This window comes from Balneolaceae bacterium (assembly GCA_034521445.1).
Taxonomy (GTDB): Bacteria; Bacteroidota; Rhodothermia; order Balneolales; family Balneolaceae; genus JAXHMM01.
This window is the reverse complement of sequence record JAXHMM010000011.1, coordinates 121,236-139,055: the sequence shown is the minus strand read 5'-3', so window position 1 is coordinate 139,055 and position 17,820 is coordinate 121,236. Positions and strand designations below refer to the sequence as shown.

The 17,820-nt window shown below is 58.6% G+C and carries 14 protein-coding genes; 5 read left to right on the top strand and 9 right to left on the bottom strand.

The window, feature by feature from the left end:
• Positions 1-173: 173 nt before the first annotated feature.
• Together U5K31_12350 and U5K31_12345 are read left to right on the top strand one after the other, a co-directional pair.
• Positions 174-4,313 (top strand): hypothetical protein, encoded by a 4,140-nt coding sequence (locus tag U5K31_12350; protein ID MDZ7773513.1) that lies wholly within the window; start codon positions 174-176, stop codon positions 4,311-4,313.
• A 117-nt stretch (positions 4,314-4,430) separates the two neighbouring features.
• Entirely contained in the window at positions 4,431-5,174 is a 744-nt protein-coding gene (locus tag U5K31_12345) for a HAMP domain-containing sensor histidine kinase (protein MDZ7773512.1), read from the top strand.
• A gap of 365 nt (positions 5,175-5,539) precedes the next feature.
• On the opposite strand, the gene U5K31_12340 is transcribed toward U5K31_12345, so the two are convergent.
• Positions 5,540-5,977, bottom strand: a complete 438-nt coding sequence (locus U5K31_12340; GenBank protein MDZ7773511.1) for a thioesterase family protein — start codon at positions 5,975-5,977, stop codon at positions 5,540-5,542.
• A 182-nt stretch (positions 5,978-6,159) separates the two neighbouring features.
• Between U5K31_12340 and U5K31_12335 the strand changes: the two genes are divergently transcribed.
• A complete protein-coding gene (locus U5K31_12335; GenBank protein MDZ7773510.1) occupies positions 6,160-7,041 on the top strand; it encodes a DUF5694 domain-containing protein in 882 nt (293 codons plus the stop codon).
• Here U5K31_12335 and U5K31_12330 read toward each other — a convergent pair.
• The 3 genes from U5K31_12330 to U5K31_12320 all read right to left on the bottom strand — a co-directional run bounded on the left by U5K31_12330 (position 7,038) and on the right by U5K31_12320 (position 9,103).
• A complete protein-coding gene (locus U5K31_12330; GenBank protein MDZ7773509.1) occupies positions 7,038-7,418 on the bottom strand; it encodes a DUF3127 domain-containing protein in 381 nt (126 codons plus the stop codon). The two genes, U5K31_12335 and U5K31_12330, sit on opposite strands and share 4 nt — an antisense overlap.
• Before the next feature lie 138 nt (positions 7,419-7,556).
• Positions 7,557-8,636 (bottom strand): ketoacyl-ACP synthase III, encoded by a 1,080-nt coding sequence (locus tag U5K31_12325; protein MDZ7773508.1) that lies wholly within the window; start codon positions 8,634-8,636, stop codon positions 7,557-7,559.
• A gap of 128 nt (positions 8,637-8,764) precedes the next feature.
• Entirely contained in the window at positions 8,765-9,103 is a 339-nt protein-coding gene (locus tag U5K31_12320; GenBank protein MDZ7773507.1) for a tRNA-binding protein, read from the bottom strand.
• Positions 9,104-9,266: 163 nt separating this feature from the next.
• Here U5K31_12320 and U5K31_12315 point away from each other — a divergent pair, with 163 nt between their 5' ends.
• Positions 9,267-9,599: a hypothetical protein gene (locus U5K31_12315; protein ID MDZ7773506.1), complete on the top strand. Its 333-nt coding sequence runs from the start codon at positions 9,267-9,269 to the stop codon at positions 9,597-9,599.
• Between the two features lie 494 nt (positions 9,600-10,093).
• Here U5K31_12315 and U5K31_12310 read toward each other — a convergent pair whose 3' ends face one another.
• The 5 genes from U5K31_12310 to U5K31_12290 form a co-directional block, all read right to left on the bottom strand.
• Positions 10,094-10,282 (bottom strand): UPF0158 family protein, encoded by a 189-nt coding sequence (locus tag U5K31_12310; GenBank protein ID MDZ7773505.1) that lies wholly within the window; start codon positions 10,280-10,282, stop codon positions 10,094-10,096.
• Between the two features lie 59 nt (positions 10,283-10,341).
• Positions 10,342-11,541 (bottom strand): AAA family ATPase, encoded by a 1,200-nt coding sequence (locus tag U5K31_12305; GenBank protein ID MDZ7773504.1) that lies wholly within the window; start codon positions 11,539-11,541, stop codon positions 10,342-10,344.
• 245 nt (positions 11,542-11,786) lie between these two features.
• Positions 11,787-12,284, bottom strand: a complete 498-nt coding sequence (locus tag U5K31_12300) for a plastocyanin/azurin family copper-binding protein (protein ID MDZ7773503.1) — start codon at positions 12,282-12,284, stop codon at positions 11,787-11,789.
• Between the two features lie 47 nt (positions 12,285-12,331).
• A complete protein-coding gene (locus U5K31_12295; GenBank protein MDZ7773502.1) occupies positions 12,332-13,492 on the bottom strand; it encodes a multicopper oxidase domain-containing protein in 1,161 nt (386 codons plus the stop codon).
• 246 nt (positions 13,493-13,738) lie between these two features.
• Positions 13,739-15,190 (bottom strand): ATP-binding protein, encoded by a 1,452-nt coding sequence (locus U5K31_12290; GenBank protein MDZ7773501.1) that lies wholly within the window; start codon positions 15,188-15,190, stop codon positions 13,739-13,741.
• A 191-nt stretch (positions 15,191-15,381) separates the two neighbouring features.
• Here U5K31_12290 and U5K31_12285 point away from each other — a divergent pair, with 191 nt between their 5' ends.
• Positions 15,382-17,820 (top strand): AAA family ATPase, encoded by a 2,439-nt coding sequence (locus U5K31_12285; GenBank protein MDZ7773500.1) that lies wholly within the window; start codon positions 15,382-15,384, stop codon positions 17,818-17,820.

Below are 17,820 nucleotides of genomic sequence, written 5' to 3'. Positions count from 1 at the left end.
CGGCCCGGAAAATCATATCGGTGAAGGCACATATCAGTACCTCAGGTACGATTTTAACACACAGTTCCAAAACCATGTCCGAAACGATAGGCGGTCTCCGCTCTAGTATGGCAATTTTCGTCAACGGCGCCCCCGGGGCACTGAGACTCAGTGTTCCCGGGGTACTTTTTCGAGTGGCATTGCCATTCCTGTTCTTCCTGGCAGTCACCGTCATTCCCGCCGGTGCATTGCACGGGCAATCGGCCTCGCAAGCTGGATGGGCAACGGTGGCAGGCGATACCCTTTCTCGGAATCTTACCATCCTGGACGGCACAGTTCAAACCGGAACTGGACCCACCGCCCTCCCCGGTTCTCTTGGAGTGGAAACCGTCCGGGGACTTTTCTTTAGCGTGCAGCTTGCCGTGGTACAAATTGAGTCGAGCACCAGACCGGGGGAAGGTCTGGGCACCCTGCTCACCGACAGCCTCGGCTCTTCCCGGGTACGCTACCTTGCGGGGGTCTTTCGCAGTGAAGCCGCTGCCGACTCTCTTCGGCGGCTTGCAGCGAATGCCGGCTACAGCGATGCTTTCACGGTGGCCTATCTGGAGGGCGAGCAAATTAAAGTGGAGGAGGCCAGGCGGCTGTTGCGGCACCGTGGCACCAAGGTTGTTGCCGCAGAAGAGCTGCCTGCCCCGGGTGGGCCCGCAGTAGCGAAAAACTCCCCCGCGGACCGGTTTCTGCTCGAAAGGATAAGCGTCCTCGATACGGTATGGCTTGCCAGCGAGACCGCGCATTCCCTCAGTCCCACGTTGCGCAGTGCAGTCTTCGGACGCGACGTGCCAGAAAGTACCACGCCGGCCGATTCAGCGGTTGTCCACTCCAGTGACTCAGATGATCCTTTTACCGTATACATGGATACGCTGCGCCAGTCGGGCGCTCACCACACCTTTGAAGGTTTGCAGATACGGGTGGATCCCCGCGAACGAACGCCCATGTTGAACGTGACCGCACCCGGTTCGGCAGTGCTCGGAGAAGAGGTCGTTTTCCACGCATATACCAACTATCCCGACTGGATCACGCGCTACGAACTGCGCATCCTTCGCGCGCGCGGACCCGTCAGTCAGCAGCCCCTCGCCGTGCTTACGGCCACCGACGCCAACGGCACGCGCTTCCGCTGGGCGGCCCGGGTGGAAGAAGGACACGAAGTGGTACGCTACGTGCTCAGGGTGTACGGAGAATATGGCACCTTCGACGAAACCGCGCCCCGCTCGCTGCCCATTATCACCCCGGACCAGGTGCGCAGCGTACGCAGCAGCGACGAAGAGATGGCCCGGGCGGGCTACGGCCAGAACAGCCGCGAGGTGGCCAATATTCCGGTATCCGGGGCGGCCGTGACCGTTTTTGCTGACAGTCTCGACCCCGAAACGAAGGTCTTTGTTCGGGGAAGGCCCGTGCCTGTTAGCCGCACCGGCCGTTTTGCTTCGCGCACCCTGCTGACCTCAGGCACCCATACCCTATCTGTGGAGATGGTGCGGCCCGACGGCAGCCGTAGCGCATACAGCCGAGAGATCACCATACCCGGGCGTCCCTGGTTTTACATGGGCCTGGCCGACGTGACCGTGGGCTCCAACTCGGTGGACGGCCCCGCATCTCTGGTCACCGGCCAGCAGACGGCACGATACCGCGGGGAGGAGTACGTGGACGGGCGGCTGGCCTTCTACCTGAAAGGGGGGCTGGGCGCAGAGACCGTGCTGACCGCTTCTGCCGATACTTGGGAACAGCCATTTTCGGAACTTTTTACCAACTTCGGCGCGCGCGATCCGCGCTCGCTGCTCCGCCGCCTGGATATCAACGAGGCCTACCCGGTCTACGGCGACGACGGTACACTGGTGGACGACGCACCCAGCCAGGGCAAGTTCCACTTGCGCCTGGAGCGCCACGACTCCCACCTGATGTGGGGCAGCTTCCGTACACCTGTGGTGGGCACCGACCTGGTGCATTTCAATCGTGGACTCTATGGTGCCGAGTTGCAGCACCAGGGCCTTGCCGCCACCGAATACGGCGAGCGCAAGACCACGGTCAACGCCTTCGCGGCCGATCCCGGCACCGCCGGCTCTCGCGAGGAGTTTCGCGCCACCGGAGGCTCCCTCTACTACCTGCACCACCGTGATATCCTGGGCGGATCTGAGCGCGTGCAGGTGGAAGTACGCGACCGCGAATCGGACCTGGTGCTGGAGCGCACCACCCTGACCCCCTACGAGGACTATGAGGTCAATGCCCTACAGGGCCGCATCCTGCTGCAGCGCCCCCTTTCAATGGTGGCCGAAGATAAGGGCCTGGTGCGCACGGGCGCCCTTTCAGGAAACCCCGTCTACCTGGTGGTGAGCTACGAATTCTACCCGGGACTGACCAGGCTGGACAATTTTACCACCGGTGGACGCGTCTCACAGTGGCTGGGAGACCACCTGCAGCTCGGGATTACCGGCTACCGCCAGGAGGGTAGGGAGGTGGAACAGGACCTGGTGGGAGGCGATCTCACCTTGCGCTACCGTCCGGGCACCTATCTCAAGGTAGAGGGCGCGTTTTCAGAGGGCCGCGGCTCGCCTGTCATAAGCTCCATGGACGGCGGCTTCTCATTCGCCACGAAGCCCACCTCCGCGACGGCAGGCATGGACGCTACAGCCCAGCGCGCGGAGCTGTCTGCGGATTTCACCGATTTCGGGGAGGGGAATGGGGCGGGTGGCTTCAACGCCTACGTGCAGCGCCGGGGGGACGGTTATTCGGCCCCCGGACAGCTTAACACCGAAGAGGTGCGCCAGGGAGGGTTGCAGGCCGAAATTCCCGTGGGCGACCGGGTCACCTTTACCGGCAAGGCCGACTTGCGTGAAGGAGACCGTTCCGGCACCATGCAGGTGGCGGAAGGTGGCGCCGAGCTGGGCATCGGCCGGCATTTCCGCCTTAAGGGCGGCGTGCGATACGACCAGCGGGAGACGGGCCTGAACGGGGGCAACAGCGATCTCCTGTCGGAGACCGGCGCGCGTACTGACGCGGTGGGCGTCTTCGGTTTTTGGCCGGAAGACTCCGCTGGGATCAGCAGGGGCTACCATCTCTACACTCTCTACCAGGGCACACTCGACAAAGACCAGACCCGGCGCTCCAACGACCGCTACGGTATTGGCGCCGGCGTGAACCTCTGGGATCGCCTCGACCTGTCCGCCGAGGCCACCGAGGGCGATGGGGGGTGGGGAGGCAAGGCCGAGGCCGGCTATCAGCTCAACCGGCGGCTGAATCTCTATCTGAACTACGTGATGGATCCCGACCGCACCGATTTCGGTCCTTCGGGCGGTACTCCGCAGAGTGGACTGGGCCTGTCGGGCGCCACCGGGCGTACGGGAATCTTTGCAACGGGCGCTCGTTACCGCTACAACGATAACGGCAATGTCTTCGTGGAACGCCGCCAGCAGAGCGCTGAGGCTGGCCCTTCCGGTGTAACCCACGCCTTCGGCATCGACCTGGCCCCCTGGGAGGCGTGGAGCGTAGGCCTGCAGCTGGAAAGGGGTACTGTCTCCAACCCGACTTTCGGGGATGTGGACCGCACGTCGGCCTCCCTCTTCTCGGCCTACAGCGCCCCGGACTTCCGCTGGAACGGCGCTCTCGAGTACCGCACCGAGGATGGCAGCCAGGCGGGAAGCCGTGATTCCTGGCTCATTCGCAACAGCGTCGGCCTGCAACTCACCCCCTCACTGCGGATGCTGGGACGCGCCAACCTGGCCCTGAGCGACATCAGTGGCGGCGGGTTGGGCAATGCCGAGTACACCGAGCTGGTCGGGGGACTGGCCTACCGTCCCGTCCGCCATAACCGTTTCAACGCCCTGGCACGCTACACCTACCTGCACGATGTGTCCAGCCCGGTCCAGCTGGGCACCAGTTTGCAGCTTAATCCCTTTGCCCAGCGTAGCCACGTGGTATCGGTGGATGGTATCTACCGACTGTTCCATTTTCTCTCCATTGGCGGCAAGGTGGGTTACCGGCGCGGGGAAATCCGCGACCGCACCCTGGAGGATGCAGCCTGGACCGACAACACCACTTGGCTCTACATCGCACGCGCCGACCTTCATGTCGTCAAACGCTGGGACCTGGTCGGGGAGTACCGCACCCTGACGGTGGAGCAGACGGATGACACCCGCTCGGGCGTGCTGCTGGGTCTCTATCGGCAGATTACCGGTAACCTGAGGCTGGGCGCAGGCTATAATTTCACCGACTACTCCGACGACCTCACCGACCTGAGCTATCGCAGCCGCGGTTGGTTCATCAACGTGCTTGGAGTACTCTGATCGATGATTAGCGCGTCGTCCATGCTTTTACCCGTTGCGGTCTGCCTGCTGGCCGTTTTAGGTCTGTTTTCCCTATGGTCTTACCGTCAGCAGCGGAAGTGGACTCTAATAAAGCAAGTGCCCCGTCTCTATGAGATCATCCTGCGCAAGAACCTACAGCTGGACGAGAAGGACCGCGCCCTTGCGCGCATGGAGTACCGGGTGGGACGGGAGCTTCGCAACCCGCTGGGAGGTATCCGGGAACTCTCCTCCATTCTCTCGCGCGAAAAGGGGCTGACCGTGCGCCAGAAAGCCTGGGTTAAGCTGATTAACAGTTCCAGCCTGGAGTCGATGGACATGATCCGAGAAATGCTGAAGGGGAACGGCCGCGACCGGAAGGGCATAGTGCTGCAGCGCATTCCGCTCGATATCGAAGTCTATCTCCGTCAGTGCGTGGATGTGCTGAGGGAACGCGCCGACGCTAAATTTCAGAGGCTCATTTTCAACTTTGAGGAGAGGGGTCAGCCAAGGCTGGTTCATATCGATCCCGATGCGTATTTCCGGGTCTATGCCTCGCTGGTGGACAACGCAGTCAAATTCAGTCCCCATGGTTCGGACATCCGAATTACAGCCTGTTGCAGGGGAGATCGGTTCCTTCTCGAGGTGGCGGACCCGGGCATCGGCATCCCACTGGAGCTGCAGGATCATATTTTTGAGCCCTACAGCGAGGCGAACCGCCCCGGTACTTGCGGGGAGGCCACCTTCGGCAGGGGACTGGTATCGGCCCGCCAGATCGTTGAGGCCCACGGGGGTACCATCGACTTCGAGAGCGTCGAGGCTGCGGGTACGGTCTTCCGGATCGAAATCCCGGTCACCAGTTGATGGCTCATTTCTGATTGCTGGAGGAGGAAGCCCGAGGATTGTAGTCCAGGCACAGGCATACCCGCAAGCTAATCCAACGGTGATGAAAACCCAGTACCTTGTCCCCGGTATGCTGCGAAGGGCCACTCTCATGCTGGCCATACTTCCGCTTCTGCTTGCAGGCTGCAAGGACTCTCTTCGGACCACCACCGAGCAGGAATCCGCCCGTGCTGCACAACCTGGCAGTGCAGATGCCCACGCAGCCCTACGATGTTGAAAATCCGCCCTCCCATATGGGTGCCTTCCCCTTCTACCCTGTGGCCCACCTGACCGTGCGATTCTGATGGACGATACGCAGGTACTTTGCCCACAGTCCCACGTCGGCATCACTCCAGCCAATCAAAATCGTCCGTCCGCGGAAATTGCTGCAGCGTCTCAAGCATCTCGTCGGGAGGGGTGCCCAGGCGGCGGCTCTGCAGGTCGAGCCAGGCGCCCTCCACCGTAATAGTCGCGGCCTTCGCCCCGTCGCTGCGGAAAAGCTCGTGCACGATGGTCCACCGGCTGCCGTCCTCCCGCATGGCCTTCACGGCGCAGGTCACCGTAAGGGTGTCCGACAGGTGTACCTCCTTCAGGAAACGCGTCTCCTCCCGGAACAGGATGGGTCCCAGTCCCCATTCAGCAATGCCGTCCATCGGCAGTCCGCCGTCGGCGAACATGCTCACCCGCGCCTGGGCGGCGTAGTCGTTGTAGACGGAGTGGCGCATGTGGCGGTTGGGATCCATATCCGCCCAGATGACCTCAAAAGAGCACCGGTAGGGGTCCATAATTTTTGTACATGAGCTGTGAAGCAGATATTGATAACTACGCAATTAGCCAAAGCGCCGGCTAAATTGCAACTCCGGGTAACCGCTGGTTAACAAATACGCCCATTGTTCGTAATCGCATGTGAAGGAAGTCCCAGTGTCTTCCATCCAACCAATTCGAATCACAGGATACTCATGATCGAATGATACCCATTAACCGAACATGGAAAAGTTACGTAAGCCTCATCAATTTTACATTCCTGCGTAATTTCTCGGGGTTGACGCTCCTGCTCATCCTCCTCTGCGGCACGACCTATGCCCAGGATGGAGACGATACCAGCGCGGCCGAAATGGGACAGGAAAAAATCCAGGTCATGATCCTGGGCACTTCCCACTTCGGCAATCCCGGGCAGGATGTGATCAATACGGAGTTTCCCGACGTCAAACTACCGAAGTACCAGCGTCAGATCCGGCAGGTGGTTGATTCACTGGCCGAATTTAAGCCCACCAAGGTGGCCTTGGAGGCGCGTCCTGATTACAGGGCGGAGATGGACAGCATGTATAGGGCCTGGCTGGGAGGCGAGCACGAGCTGACCCGCAACGAACGCCAGCAGCTTGGCTTCCGGCTGGCGGGGCGTATGGGACACAGCCGGCTCTACGGCATTGACTACGAGGGCGAATTTCCCTTTCGGGCGGTGATCAGGTATGCCAAGGAGCATCAACCGGAATTTATCCGTGAATTTGACAGCATAAGGCGTACCGTAAAGCAGGTGGACGATTCTCTGTATGCCAACGCCACCATCCGGGAAATCCTGCGTTACAACAACGGGAAGGAGAGCCTTTCCAGGCAGCGCAACTACTACGCCAAGACCGCCGCCGTGGGGGACGATTCCACCTGGGTGGGGGTAGATCTTGTTACCCAATGGCATCGGCGCAACATTCAGATATTTGCCAAACTGGCAAGAGTGGCAGAACCCGGTGACCGTGTGGCGGTCATTTTTGGGTCAGGACACGCCCCGCTGCTGCGCTACTTCGTGGAGTCTTCCCGGAACATGGAGCTGGTGGATCCGCTGGACTGGCTCTAAAAGGGCAGTTCGTCGTCGATGTCGTCGGGCACGTCCTGCGGATCGAAGTCGTCGTCGCTGTCGCCTGATGCGGAGAGCTGGATGTCTCTGCCTCCATCCCCGCCGGCCCCTTTCTCGATTTTCCAGGCCTTCACGTCGGTGTACCAGCGCCCCTGGTACTCACGGCTCTGGATGTCGATGTGGGCGGTGACGGTCTCACCCTCATGGACATTGTCCTGGTCGATGTTGTCGCCCCACTGGGTGATGCAGACCGGTTTGGGATACTTGCCCTGGGTTTCCAGTATAAAATCGCGCTTTCTCCAGGGGCCGTTCTTGCTCTCTCCCGACTGCTCTTCCAGTACTTTCTTGACCTCGCCCGTTATCTTGAGTTCGTCCATAAAAACAGTATGCTGATGTGACTTGCTGTTGTGGTTGGATGGCGGCCTATGAGGCGGGACCGCATCCCGCACAAAGTAGGCTTTTCCGCCGTGGATTGAAAGGGCTGAACCACCCGTCGAAAGGGAAGGGGCGCGCTGTCAGGGCACCCGGTAGACCACCGAGTTGATGTTCATGCCGGCGCCGACCGAAGCCAGTACGATGTGGTCGCCCTCCTCGATCCGGTGGCCCTCCATCTCTCCGCGCCGGATCAGGTCGAGCAGGGTGGGCACGGTGGCCACCGAGGAGTTGCCGAGCCAGGAGATGGTCATCGGCATAAGATCGTCGGGCACCTGGTCCTCGCCGTACAGTTTGCCCAGCCGCTGCAGGATGGCGGCGTCCATCTTGGCGTTGGCCTGGTGGATGAGCACCTTGCTCACCTCCCCGAAGTCTACGCCGGCCTCGTCCAGGCTCTCCTTCACCAGTCCGGGCACGTGTGTCAGGGCGTACTGGTAGAGCTTGCGCCCGTCCATCTTCATGTAGATCGTCTCCCCGCAGCCGCTGCCGTACGATTCGGCCATCTTCAGGAAGTAGGCCTGCTCCTCGGTGTCGGTGCGCGCCTTGTGGCTGAGGATGCCTGCCGGATCGTCGCTGCGGCGCGCCTGCAGGACGGCGGCGCCGGCACCGTCGGCATAAATCATGCTGTCACGGTCATGGGGATCGCATACCCGCGAGAGGGTTTCCGCACCGATCACCAGGCAGGCCCCGGCGTCGCCGCTGCGCAGGAAATAGTGGCATTGGATGATGCCCTGCACCCATCCCGGGCAGCCGAAGGGCAGGTCGTAGGCCACGCATTTCGGGTTGGAGATGCCCAGGTGGTGCTTTACTCGCGAGGCCAGGGCGGGCACCATGTCCACCCGCGGATTGTCCGCCCTGACGTCCCCGAAATTATGCGCCACCACGATGTAGTCCAGTTCCTCCGGATCCAGGCCCGCATCCTCCAGCGCCTTGACGGCGGCCTCGGCCCCCATATCGGAGGTGAGCATGTCGTCGTCGGCGTACCTCCGCTCGTGAATGCCGGTGATTTCCGCAAACTTGCGGATGGTCTCCTCGTTGTCCTTTTCCATGGGATTGCCCTCCCGGTCCAGGAAGCGGTGATCCATGAAATCGTCGTTGGTCACCTTGCGCGTGGGGATGTAGGAACCGGTACCCGTGATGACGGAGCGAATGCGGTTGTTCATGCCGTTGGATGCTGTCTACTCTTGCTGGCCCGGCGGCGGGCCGGTTGGTTTACGCTATCACATTTCCAGATAAAAAACCACTATTTCTCCTGTGGGGGAATCCCTCAGGCGGCTGCGTTGAGAATCTATTATGCCAGCCGGCTGCCATTGGGAACCTGCCTGTCGGGCCCGGCCAGCACCACCGACCCGTCCTCGCGGTAAAAACCGGTGACCAGGCACTCCGATATAAAAGGGCCGATCTGTTTCGGCGGAAAATTCACCACGCCCAGCACCTGCCGGCCGACCAGATCCTCCGGCCGGTAGAGGTCGGCGATGCGCGCGCTGGACTGCTTGATGCCGATCTTCTCCCCGAAATCCACTTGCAGCTTGTAGGCCGGCTTGCGGGCTTCGGGGAACGCCTCCGCCTCCACGATGGTGCCTGCCCGCAGATCCACTTTTTCAAAATCATCCCAGCTTATCTGTTCCATGTGCAGGCGAAAAAGTGGGCTTTCTGTCTTTCTGCGTCCGATTTGAAAGGTATTGTCCCTGAGGGAAGAGGGCAAGGAAAATTTTTGAAAGAGGGGTGACATACAGGTGTCACCCCCGTCGGTTATCATGGGAGTGAACATCAGCCAATAAACCTCTGATACCATGAAAACAGCGATCACACATCACCGCATTCCAAGCCGCCGCGACGAAATCGCCCCGGTACTCCGCAAGGTGCTCAGTGAGGCCGAAGAGGAGCATCGCCGGCTGCAGGAGACCTTCCGCCTGATGGGATGGGGCGATCTGCCCGACGCTCTCAAGATGGAGATCAAGGACGACGTGAGTGCCATGGTCGACGAACTGCAGGGACGCTATTCTACCTGCGACCCGCACGTGCTGCGCCGCCGCAAGTCGGTCATCCACTGGGTGAACTGTTACCGCGATAACATCTGCTCGCTGAGGACGGCCGTGGCCGCGCTGAAGGTGCGCAGGTTGTAGATCTATTCGGCGATTCGGAAAATTGCACATCCAATTGTGCAAAATGACCGTGTGGATCAGCGCCTGGTGCTGCTCCATCCACTCCTCGAAGATTTCTCGCTGTTGTTTTTGGGTCATGGGTAATCGGCCTCCGTTCACCCCATTAGTACCGGGAAGGGAGGGAAATATTACAAGAAAAGGAAATGGGTCCGATTACCGGATTTGGTTCTGTGGTACAAGCCTGTAGGGGTACTTGATCCGTGTATCCCAAATTTCGTCGTTTTAAAAACACAAATACTTGCAATAATTGCCTTTTATAGAAGACAAATATATGAGATCATGAAGCAGGTTCGCCTCTCACGGTTTTTTATCTACGCCTTCCACTTTTCCAGCGTCGGCAATACCATGAACCACTCAAACAGACGGTTCCACAACGGCTCATTGAGGTGTACAAAAGCGTTTATCAACTTGCGCCGGAACTGACGGACTATTATGGTGGGATCCATATGGTGATCCTAACGGGTCGAACGATCCGATTCTATCTGCTCCCTCACCCACTGTTTCATCCGCTCGTGTTTGAAGTCGAACCAGGACTGGCGGACCTCGGGATAACGTTGCAGCGTATTTTTGAAATTCCCGAAGGGCTTGGCATTGGAAAGTACGACATCCAGCACCGTCTGTACGGTTTCGTCAGCGTATTTCATGGCTTCACCTGTTGAATTCATTCATAACTGCACTTCCCGCATGTCTGTCATGCAGCCAATCAATATAAAAAACCGAACAGCCATAGCGGAATGGTGTTCGCGAAACCGTGATCGAGGTCATCCAGTGCGAAGTAGCCATTCTCCACCTTTTTCAGGGTGCTTTTGTCCTTGTTTTTTCCGCCTACCTCAAATAGGAGTTCCCCGTCGACCAGAAAATCTCCCTTCTCGGGACTCAGATGTATTCGGTGGCCGGCATTTTGAACCTGGTTCATGAAAAAGATCTCCCGCAGGGTACCGATATTTGGGCTGGACTGGAATGCAAATGCAAAGGAGGCATTTTCGAAATAGATTTTTTCAGGTTTTTGTAAACGCGTGATTCCTCTTCCCGGTTTGTTCAGAAGATTCAGTATGCGTGCATCCTCAAGATTTTTCAGGTAGATGTTGACGGTATTCCTCCCCAGGTGAAGCCTCTCGGCTATTTTGGAGATATTGGGTTCGAAAGGGGCGCTGTCTGCTATGACTCCCAGTAGTTTTTTGATCTTCGTAATATGGGCGCTGCTGTAATCTTCTGTGTAGGAGAGGTCGCTTTCCAGTACGGTATTTATAATGTTGAGTAATCCGGGGAGAAAGGTATCTTCACCTTTACCGGCAGCGAAGGGAAAGTATCCATCCCGCAGATATTGTTTAAATAAAGGGACCATATGGTGCCCGCGGGTCAGATCTGGTGTAATCTGGCTGTGCTTATGCAGCACATCATTCAGCTTGATAGGGTCGAATCGGATGTCGTGTCTGAATGCCAGGTATTCCCTGAACGACAAACCATGTAGAGTACGGGTGACAAGCCTGCGGCTCAGGTCGGATTCGCCCCGATACAGGTCCAGGGCAGAAGAGCTAGTGAACAGGGTCCTCATATCGGGATGTCCGTCATAAATCAGCTTGAGTTCCCTGGACCAGTTCGGATATTTGTGTACCTCGTCGATCAGGAGCAGTTTGCCTCCATGCATGTACCAGTCGGAAGCGAGGTCGAACAAGGTGTGTTCATAGAAGTAGGGATGGTCTGCCGTAACATAGAGCCCCTTGCTCCGGTCGGGGTACTCATATTTCAGGTATTGCAATAGCATGGTCGTCTTGCCGACTCCACGCAATCCCTTGAGGCCCAGCAGACGGATGTCTTTATCCAGTTCGGGATACAGGTATCGGTGCCAGGTATGGCCTACCTGTTCCACCAAGTTGTTTTGATATGAAATCAAATTATCCATAAAATGATTTGTATCTGAATCATAATAATGAAATATTGATTTCAGTCCAAATCAATTAGGAAATATTTACCAAGCCTTCCTGGCCTAGGCAGCACTCCCTGTACACGTTTCCGTTATCGCAGGGGCAGGGATCTTGCTGTTCGAAACCGCGCCATTTCAGGAGCTCTTCCCACAAAAAAGGGCAGCCCCGATATTATTCGGGACTGCCCTTTTAGCTTAATCCAGCTTGTACGTTACTTCCTGCTTCAGCGCGCGTCAGGCTGTTGTACGGTCAGCACGCCCTTCATGCCGGCCGCGAAGTGGCCGGGGAAGGAGCAGATGTACTCGTATTCTCCCGGGTTATCGGGCACGGTGAAGGTCACCTCCACCGTTTCGCCACCCCCGGCCAGGTCGGTAGCCGCGATGATCTGGTCCTTGTAGTCGGGGGCGAGGTAGTCGTTATCCCGCGCCATCGCGGAGGCGTTGGCGAAGGCGTCGATGTCGGTGTCCTCTTTCAGAACCACCACGTTGTGCGCCATGGCCGCCTTGGGGATCTGGCTTACGGTGGTGAACCGGATACGGATCTCCTCACCGGGTTGGGCTGTTATTTCGGTTACGTCGAACTTCATCTGGTCGGTTCCCTTGATTTCGATGGTGCGGATATCCTCCGCGCCGGTCCCGCTGCTCCCAGGCAGCGCGTAGGCGCCGAGGAAGGGGAGGACGGAGAGTACGATCAGGGTGGTTATTTTCTTGAGTGTTTTCATGGTGTCGGGATTTTGAGTGAATAAATGGGTTGTTTGCCTGGTGATATTCAGTTGGAGTCGCCGCCGGTCACGATCAGGCCTTTGGCGCCTTTTTCGGCGTCGGCCATCTCGTGGTCCACCAACACGTAGTGTCCCTCTTCGGGTACGATGAACTCCATGACCGCGCCGTTGCTCGCGCCGAGCAGGACGGTCTGCATGCCGCGCCACTCGTTCTCCAGGTTGCCTTCGTACCAGACCCGGTCGAAAATGGCGCCGATCACGTGGCTGCTGGCGACGTCGTTGGGCCCCACGTTCAGCATGTAGAGCCGCACGCGATCGCCTTTGTCAACCTGCAGTGGATTCTCCATCATGGCATTCTGATGTCCGTTGAAGGCCACGACGGTGGGCTGCTTGTTCAGGGCGGCATTGTAGTCCAGTTCGTAGATGCCCTCCTCACCGACCTTCTCCTTCAGGTAGAACTCGGACTGCACCACGGCGAACTCTTTGTCCACCTGCTCGTCGGTGGGATAGCCCTCCTTGGGGGAGACGATTACCACGCCATACTGTCCCATGGACATGTGCTGCAGGACCGGCGGGGTGCCGCAGTGGTAGATGTAGACGCCGGGATAGTTGGCAATCCACTCGAACTGCAGGGTCATGCCCGGAGGCACGTTCCGCCACTTGTCGTCCGCCGCCACCGTACCGGAGTGGAAGTCCATGGAGTGCATCATGGGCTGGACGGCCGGCTGGGGATTCTGCATGTTGCCCGAGGCGAGCTGCTGCATGAACATGGAGCCGCCTTTGGCCGGCTGGGAGATCGCGACCTCCTCGTGGGAGCGGTTTTTCATGGTGAAGGTAATCTTGTCGCCTTCGCGAACGTGCAGGACGGGACCGGGGACGGTTCCGCCGAAGGTCCACGCGCGGTAGCGCATGTCCGGCGCCACTTCGATCTCCTGGGTCACCACGTCGATGCGCACATCGTGGTTTTTGTTCCCGGGGGAGAGGGGGGCGACGTTGGGCAGCATGGTCAGGTTGTCGCCCACAACGGGAGGTCCATCGTAGTCCTCCTGGTAGAGCCTGGCGTCGGGCAGGCCGTACCATTTGCCGTCAATTTCAAATTCTGCCGGAAACGGTTCGGTTCCGGTGCTGTCCTGTGCAAGGGTCGGTACGGCGAAGAGGACCAGGAATAGGCCCGCCATCGCCAGTGTAATCTGTTTAAAGGTATTCATATGAGTTGCCTTTATGGCTTATTAAATGGTAGATGAGTGCGTAGAAGCTTTTCAATCCATCGGTCGATTCAGGTCTTTTGATCCGGCCGGGTTCTTTCTTCAGTGCGTTTAAAAGATATAAGAGTATTTTGTCTTAATCAAATATTTACCAAATAAATTTTTGGGATTCTGCCGCGGTGCTTGTCTCAGTACGAATAATTGCGATCCCGGAAGAGAGAACGTAACGGAACAACAGGAAGGTGCAGGTCAGGAGGTACCGGCCGGCAGGGTAAAGTAGAAGGAAGTCCCCTTACCCGGTTCGCTTTCGGCCATAAGTTTACTCCCTTGTTTCTCCAGGAAGTCGTGACAGAGATCCAGTCCCAGTCCGGAGCCCTTTTCGCCGGAGGTCCCGTGTGAGGTAAAGTTGTTGGTCTTGTCGAGGGCTTTTTCCAGCGTCTCCCGATCCATCCCCACCCCGGTATCCGATACGGTAATTTTTACTTCCTGATCCTTTTGAACGGCCTCCACCGTGACTTCCCCACCTTCGGGAGTGAACTTGATGCCGTTGCCGACCAGGTTGCGTAATATGGTTTTCAACATGTTGGGATCGGCTTTGACGGTCGTCTGTCCTGGAACCCGATTTTTCAGTGCAATCTCTTTATCGTCGGCCTTTGACTTGACGCCTTGAAATGCCTGGTCGGCAACTTCAGCCAGAGGAATGATTTCGGAATTTGCCTCCACCTCTTGAAACTGGTTCCTGGACCACATCAAGAGATCTTTCAGCAGCCTATTGGCGTTCCTGTTATTTTCCCGCAACGCGTGCAGGAATTCCAGCAGCTCCTCTTCCGAGAGAGTGTCATACTCCTCAAAGATGAAATCCCAGGCAGCTTCGGACCCGGATACAGCATTGGTGAGATCGTGGGCTATGACGGAATGCAGTTTGTCTTTCTGCCGGTTCAGATTCTTCAGCTCCTGGTTCTTCCGTACGAGCTTTTCCTGGTATTCCTTCAGTTCGGTGATGTCCTGGAACGAGCTCACCACTCCGTCCCGGAATTTTGCTGACTTGCACTTGTACCAGGACGGTTTGCCGAGGCCCTCCTTATCATGATATTCGAAATCCACCATCTCCCCGGTGTTTACGACGATCTTGAACTGTTCCAGTATCTCCGCCTGGGAATTATTAGGAATCATGGTGGTCACTCTCAATCCTACGAGCTCCTCAGGGGACACGCCGGTAAGTTGTTCGACCGAGCGGTTCACCTGGCTGATTTCGAAATCCACAATTTCATCATCGGCATTCCGTATGGCACGGTACACGAAAATACCGCTCGGCGCGGTATTCAGCACGCCCTGGAGCAACAGCTCCTTGTTTTTCCGCTCGGTGATGTCACGCACCGCCGCCAGGTATGCCGTCTTGTCTCCCAGGTCTACCTTGGACACCACGGCCACGAACCAGGATTTTTCCCCGTCGAGTTCGATGCTGTAGTCAAATTTGAAATCGGTCTCCTTCCGATCCAGGTGTTCAATGGCCTGGTCCAGTTTTTTGCTCACATGAGGGGGCATTACATCCCGGTAATGTTTCCCTAAAAAATCGTTTACGGATAACACCGGCCTGTCCTGCCTGCCCGGAGAGAGGTACTCCTTGATGACCCCCTCTTCCGAAAAGAGAAAAAGCAGATCGTGAAAGGCGTCCAGTATCGATTGCAGGGAAGTATCCATAGCAGACTTCAGGGCTGGTTTCTGGTATCGTATTGTACCTGATCATTTATAATACCATATATCCCAACTTCTGCAAAATGATCCCCAGTGCTGTCATCCTCGAGCCGGCACCCATTTTAGATCTCATGGAACGTCAGCGCCCCGGCTCCCTTTGTAATTACACGTCATACTCTGCAACGAAACCATCCCACATGAACCAGCTCGACGCCGCGTCCCTTCGCAAGGCGTGCGACGCCCGGCAATTCGACTTTGAATCCACCGAAGAAATCTCCAACCGGGTCAAGGTGCTCGGCCAGGAGCGATTGACCTCGTCCCTGGATTTCGGCACGGGCATCGACCGCAAGGGCTACAACATCTTTGCCCTGGGTCCCCATGAGACCGACAAGCGGGGACACATCCTGGAGTACCTGGAGGAGGCCTCCGCTGATGAGGAGACCCCGGGGGATCTCTGCTACGTGAACAACTTCGACGACCGCTACGAACCCGCGGCCCTGCATATGCCTCGCGGCCGCGGCTGCGAGCTGAAGGAGTGGATGGAGAAGCTGATCGAGGACCTGCCTCCCACGCTGACGGCCGCCTTCGAGACCGAGGAGTACGAAAACCGCCGCCAGGCCCTGCAGGATGAGGTGCAGGACCAGCAGGACCAGACTTTCGAGGAGCTGCAGGAGGAGGCCCGGGAGAAGGGACTCTCGCTGCTCCGCACTCCCGCGGGCTTTACCTTCGCGCCCATCAAGGAGGACGGCGACCTGATGAACCAGGAGGAGGTGAACAGCCTTTCCCAGGAGAAACGCCAGGAGCTGCAGGAGAAGACCAAGGGCCTGCAGGAGAAGCTCCAGGAACTGATACGCCAGATGCCGTCCGCCCAGCGCGAGCTGCGCCGCAAGAAGAAGGAGCTGGACAAGGAGATCGCCACCTTTGCCATCAAGGACCTCTTTGACGACATCCGGGAGGCCTTCTCCGAGTTGAAACGCGTGCAGGACTTTCTGGACGCCGTGGAGCTGGACATCGTGGAGAACGTGCAGGCCATCATGAGCAACCAGGGTCAGCAGCAGGGCGGCAACCAGATGGCCCAGATGATGGGCGGCCGGCAAGCCCGGCTGCAGGGCACCGACTCGGGCACCCCGGTGCTGGACCGGTACCGGGTGAACGTGCTGGTGGACCACGCCGAAACCGAGGGCGCCCCGGTGGTCTACGAGGACAATCCCAACTACAAGAACCTGGTCGGCCGCGTGGAGTACAAGTCACGCATGGGCGCCCTGACCACGAATTTCAATTTGATCAAGCCGGGCGCCCTCCACCGCGCCAACGGGGGCTACCTGGTGCTGGACGCGCGGCAGGTGCTGCTGGAGCCCTTCGCCTGGGAGGGACTGAAGCGCGCCCTCAAATCGGGCAGGCTCAAGATCGAGTCCCTCGGCGAATCCTACAGCATGATCAGCACGGTTTCGCTTTCGCCCGAGCCGGTGGACCTGGAGGTGAAGGTGGTGCTGCTGGGGCAGCGCATGCTCTACTACCTGCTCTGTGAGCACGACCCCGAATTCCAGAAGCTCTTCAAGGTGGAGGCCGACTTCGAGGACGAGATTGACCGCAACGGCGACAACCAGGAGCACTACTCGCAGCTGATCGCCGGCCTTATCGAGGAGAACGGCCTGCGGCACTTCGACCGGAAGGCCGTGGCCCGCATCATCGAGCAGGGATCGCGGATGACCGGCGACAACGAGAAGCTCTCCACGCAGACCGAGGAGCTGAAGGACCTGCTGATTGAGGCCGACCACTGGGCCGAGGAGAACGATAACGGCCACGTGCACTACGAAGACGTGGAGAAGGCCATCGAGCACAAGATCTACCGCTCGGCGCGCCTGCGCGACAAGGTGCAGGAGACCATCGAGCGGGGCACCATCTTCATCGACACGGAAGGGGAGGCCGTCGGGCAGGTGAACGGCCTGTCGGTGCTGCAGCTGGGCAACCTGATGTTCGGGCGGCCCAACCGCATTACCGCCCGCGTGCAGCTGGGCAAGGGCGAGATCATCAACATCGAGCGCGAGGTGGAGATGAGCGGTCCCATTCACTCCAAGGGCGTGCTGATTATCAAGGGCTACCTGGGCGAGCGCTACGCGCGGGAACGTCCCCTGGCCATGTCCGCCTCCCTCGTATTCGAACAGTCCTACGGGAACATCGACGGCGACAGCGCCTCGGCAGCCGAACTGTTCGCGCTGCTCTCGGCCATAGGCGACCTCCCCCTGAAACAGTCGTTCAGCGTAACCGGCTCGGTCAACCAGCACGGGCAGATCCAGCCCATCGGCGGGGTGAACGAGAAGATCGAGGGCTACTTCGACGTCTGCAGCAAAAAGGGGCTCACCGGCGAGCAGGGCGTGATCATCCCCAAGGCCAACGAGAAGAACCTGATGCTGCGCAGCGACGTGGTGGAGGCGGTGGAGGAGGGCCGGTTCCACATCTGGTCCATCGAAACCCTCGACGAGGGCATGGAGCTGCTCACCGGCATGACCGCCGGCGAGGAGCAGCCGGACGGCAGTTTCCCCGAGGATACCGTCAATCACCTTATCCGGGAAAAGCTCTCCGACTTTGCCGAGCGCCGCAAGGAATTCGCAACCCCTGAAAACGGCAGGAAGTAG

Bases quoted from the DNA above. Each gene is read 5' to 3' on its own strand.
- U5K31_12340 (MDZ7773511.1), bottom strand. From the start codon at position 5,977: ATGGACCCCTACCGGTGCTCTTTTGAGGTCATCTGGGCGGATATGGAT.
- U5K31_12335 (MDZ7773510.1), top strand. From the start codon at position 6,160: ATGATACCCATTAACCGAACATGGAAAAGTTACGTAAGCCTCATCAAT.
- U5K31_12330 (MDZ7773509.1), bottom strand. From the start codon at position 7,418: ATGGACGAACTCAAGATAACGGGCGAGGTCAAGAAAGTACTGGAAGAG.
- U5K31_12325 (MDZ7773508.1), bottom strand. From the start codon at position 8,636: ATGAACAACCGCATTCGCTCCGTCATCACGGGTACCGGTTCCTACATC.
- U5K31_12320 (MDZ7773507.1), bottom strand. From the start codon at position 9,103: ATGGAACAGATAAGCTGGGATGATTTTGAAAAAGTGGATCTGCGGGCA.
- U5K31_12315 (MDZ7773506.1), top strand. From the start codon at position 9,267: ATGAAAACAGCGATCACACATCACCGCATTCCAAGCCGCCGCGACGAA.
- U5K31_12310 (MDZ7773505.1), bottom strand. From the start codon at position 10,282: ATGAAATACGCTGACGAAACCGTACAGACGGTGCTGGATGTCGTACTT.
- U5K31_12305 (MDZ7773504.1), bottom strand. From the start codon at position 11,541: ATGGATAATTTGATTTCATATCAAAACAACTTGGTGGAACAGGTAGGC.
- U5K31_12300 (MDZ7773503.1), bottom strand. From the start codon at position 12,284: ATGAAAACACTCAAGAAAATAACCACCCTGATCGTACTCTCCGTCCTC.
- U5K31_12295 (MDZ7773502.1), bottom strand. From the start codon at position 13,492: ATGAATACCTTTAAACAGATTACACTGGCGATGGCGGGCCTATTCCTG.
- U5K31_12290 (MDZ7773501.1), bottom strand. From the start codon at position 15,190: ATGGATACTTCCCTGCAATCGATACTGGACGCCTTTCACGATCTGCTT.
- U5K31_12285 (MDZ7773500.1), top strand. From the start codon at position 15,382: ATGAACCAGCTCGACGCCGCGTCCCTTCGCAAGGCGTGCGACGCCCGG.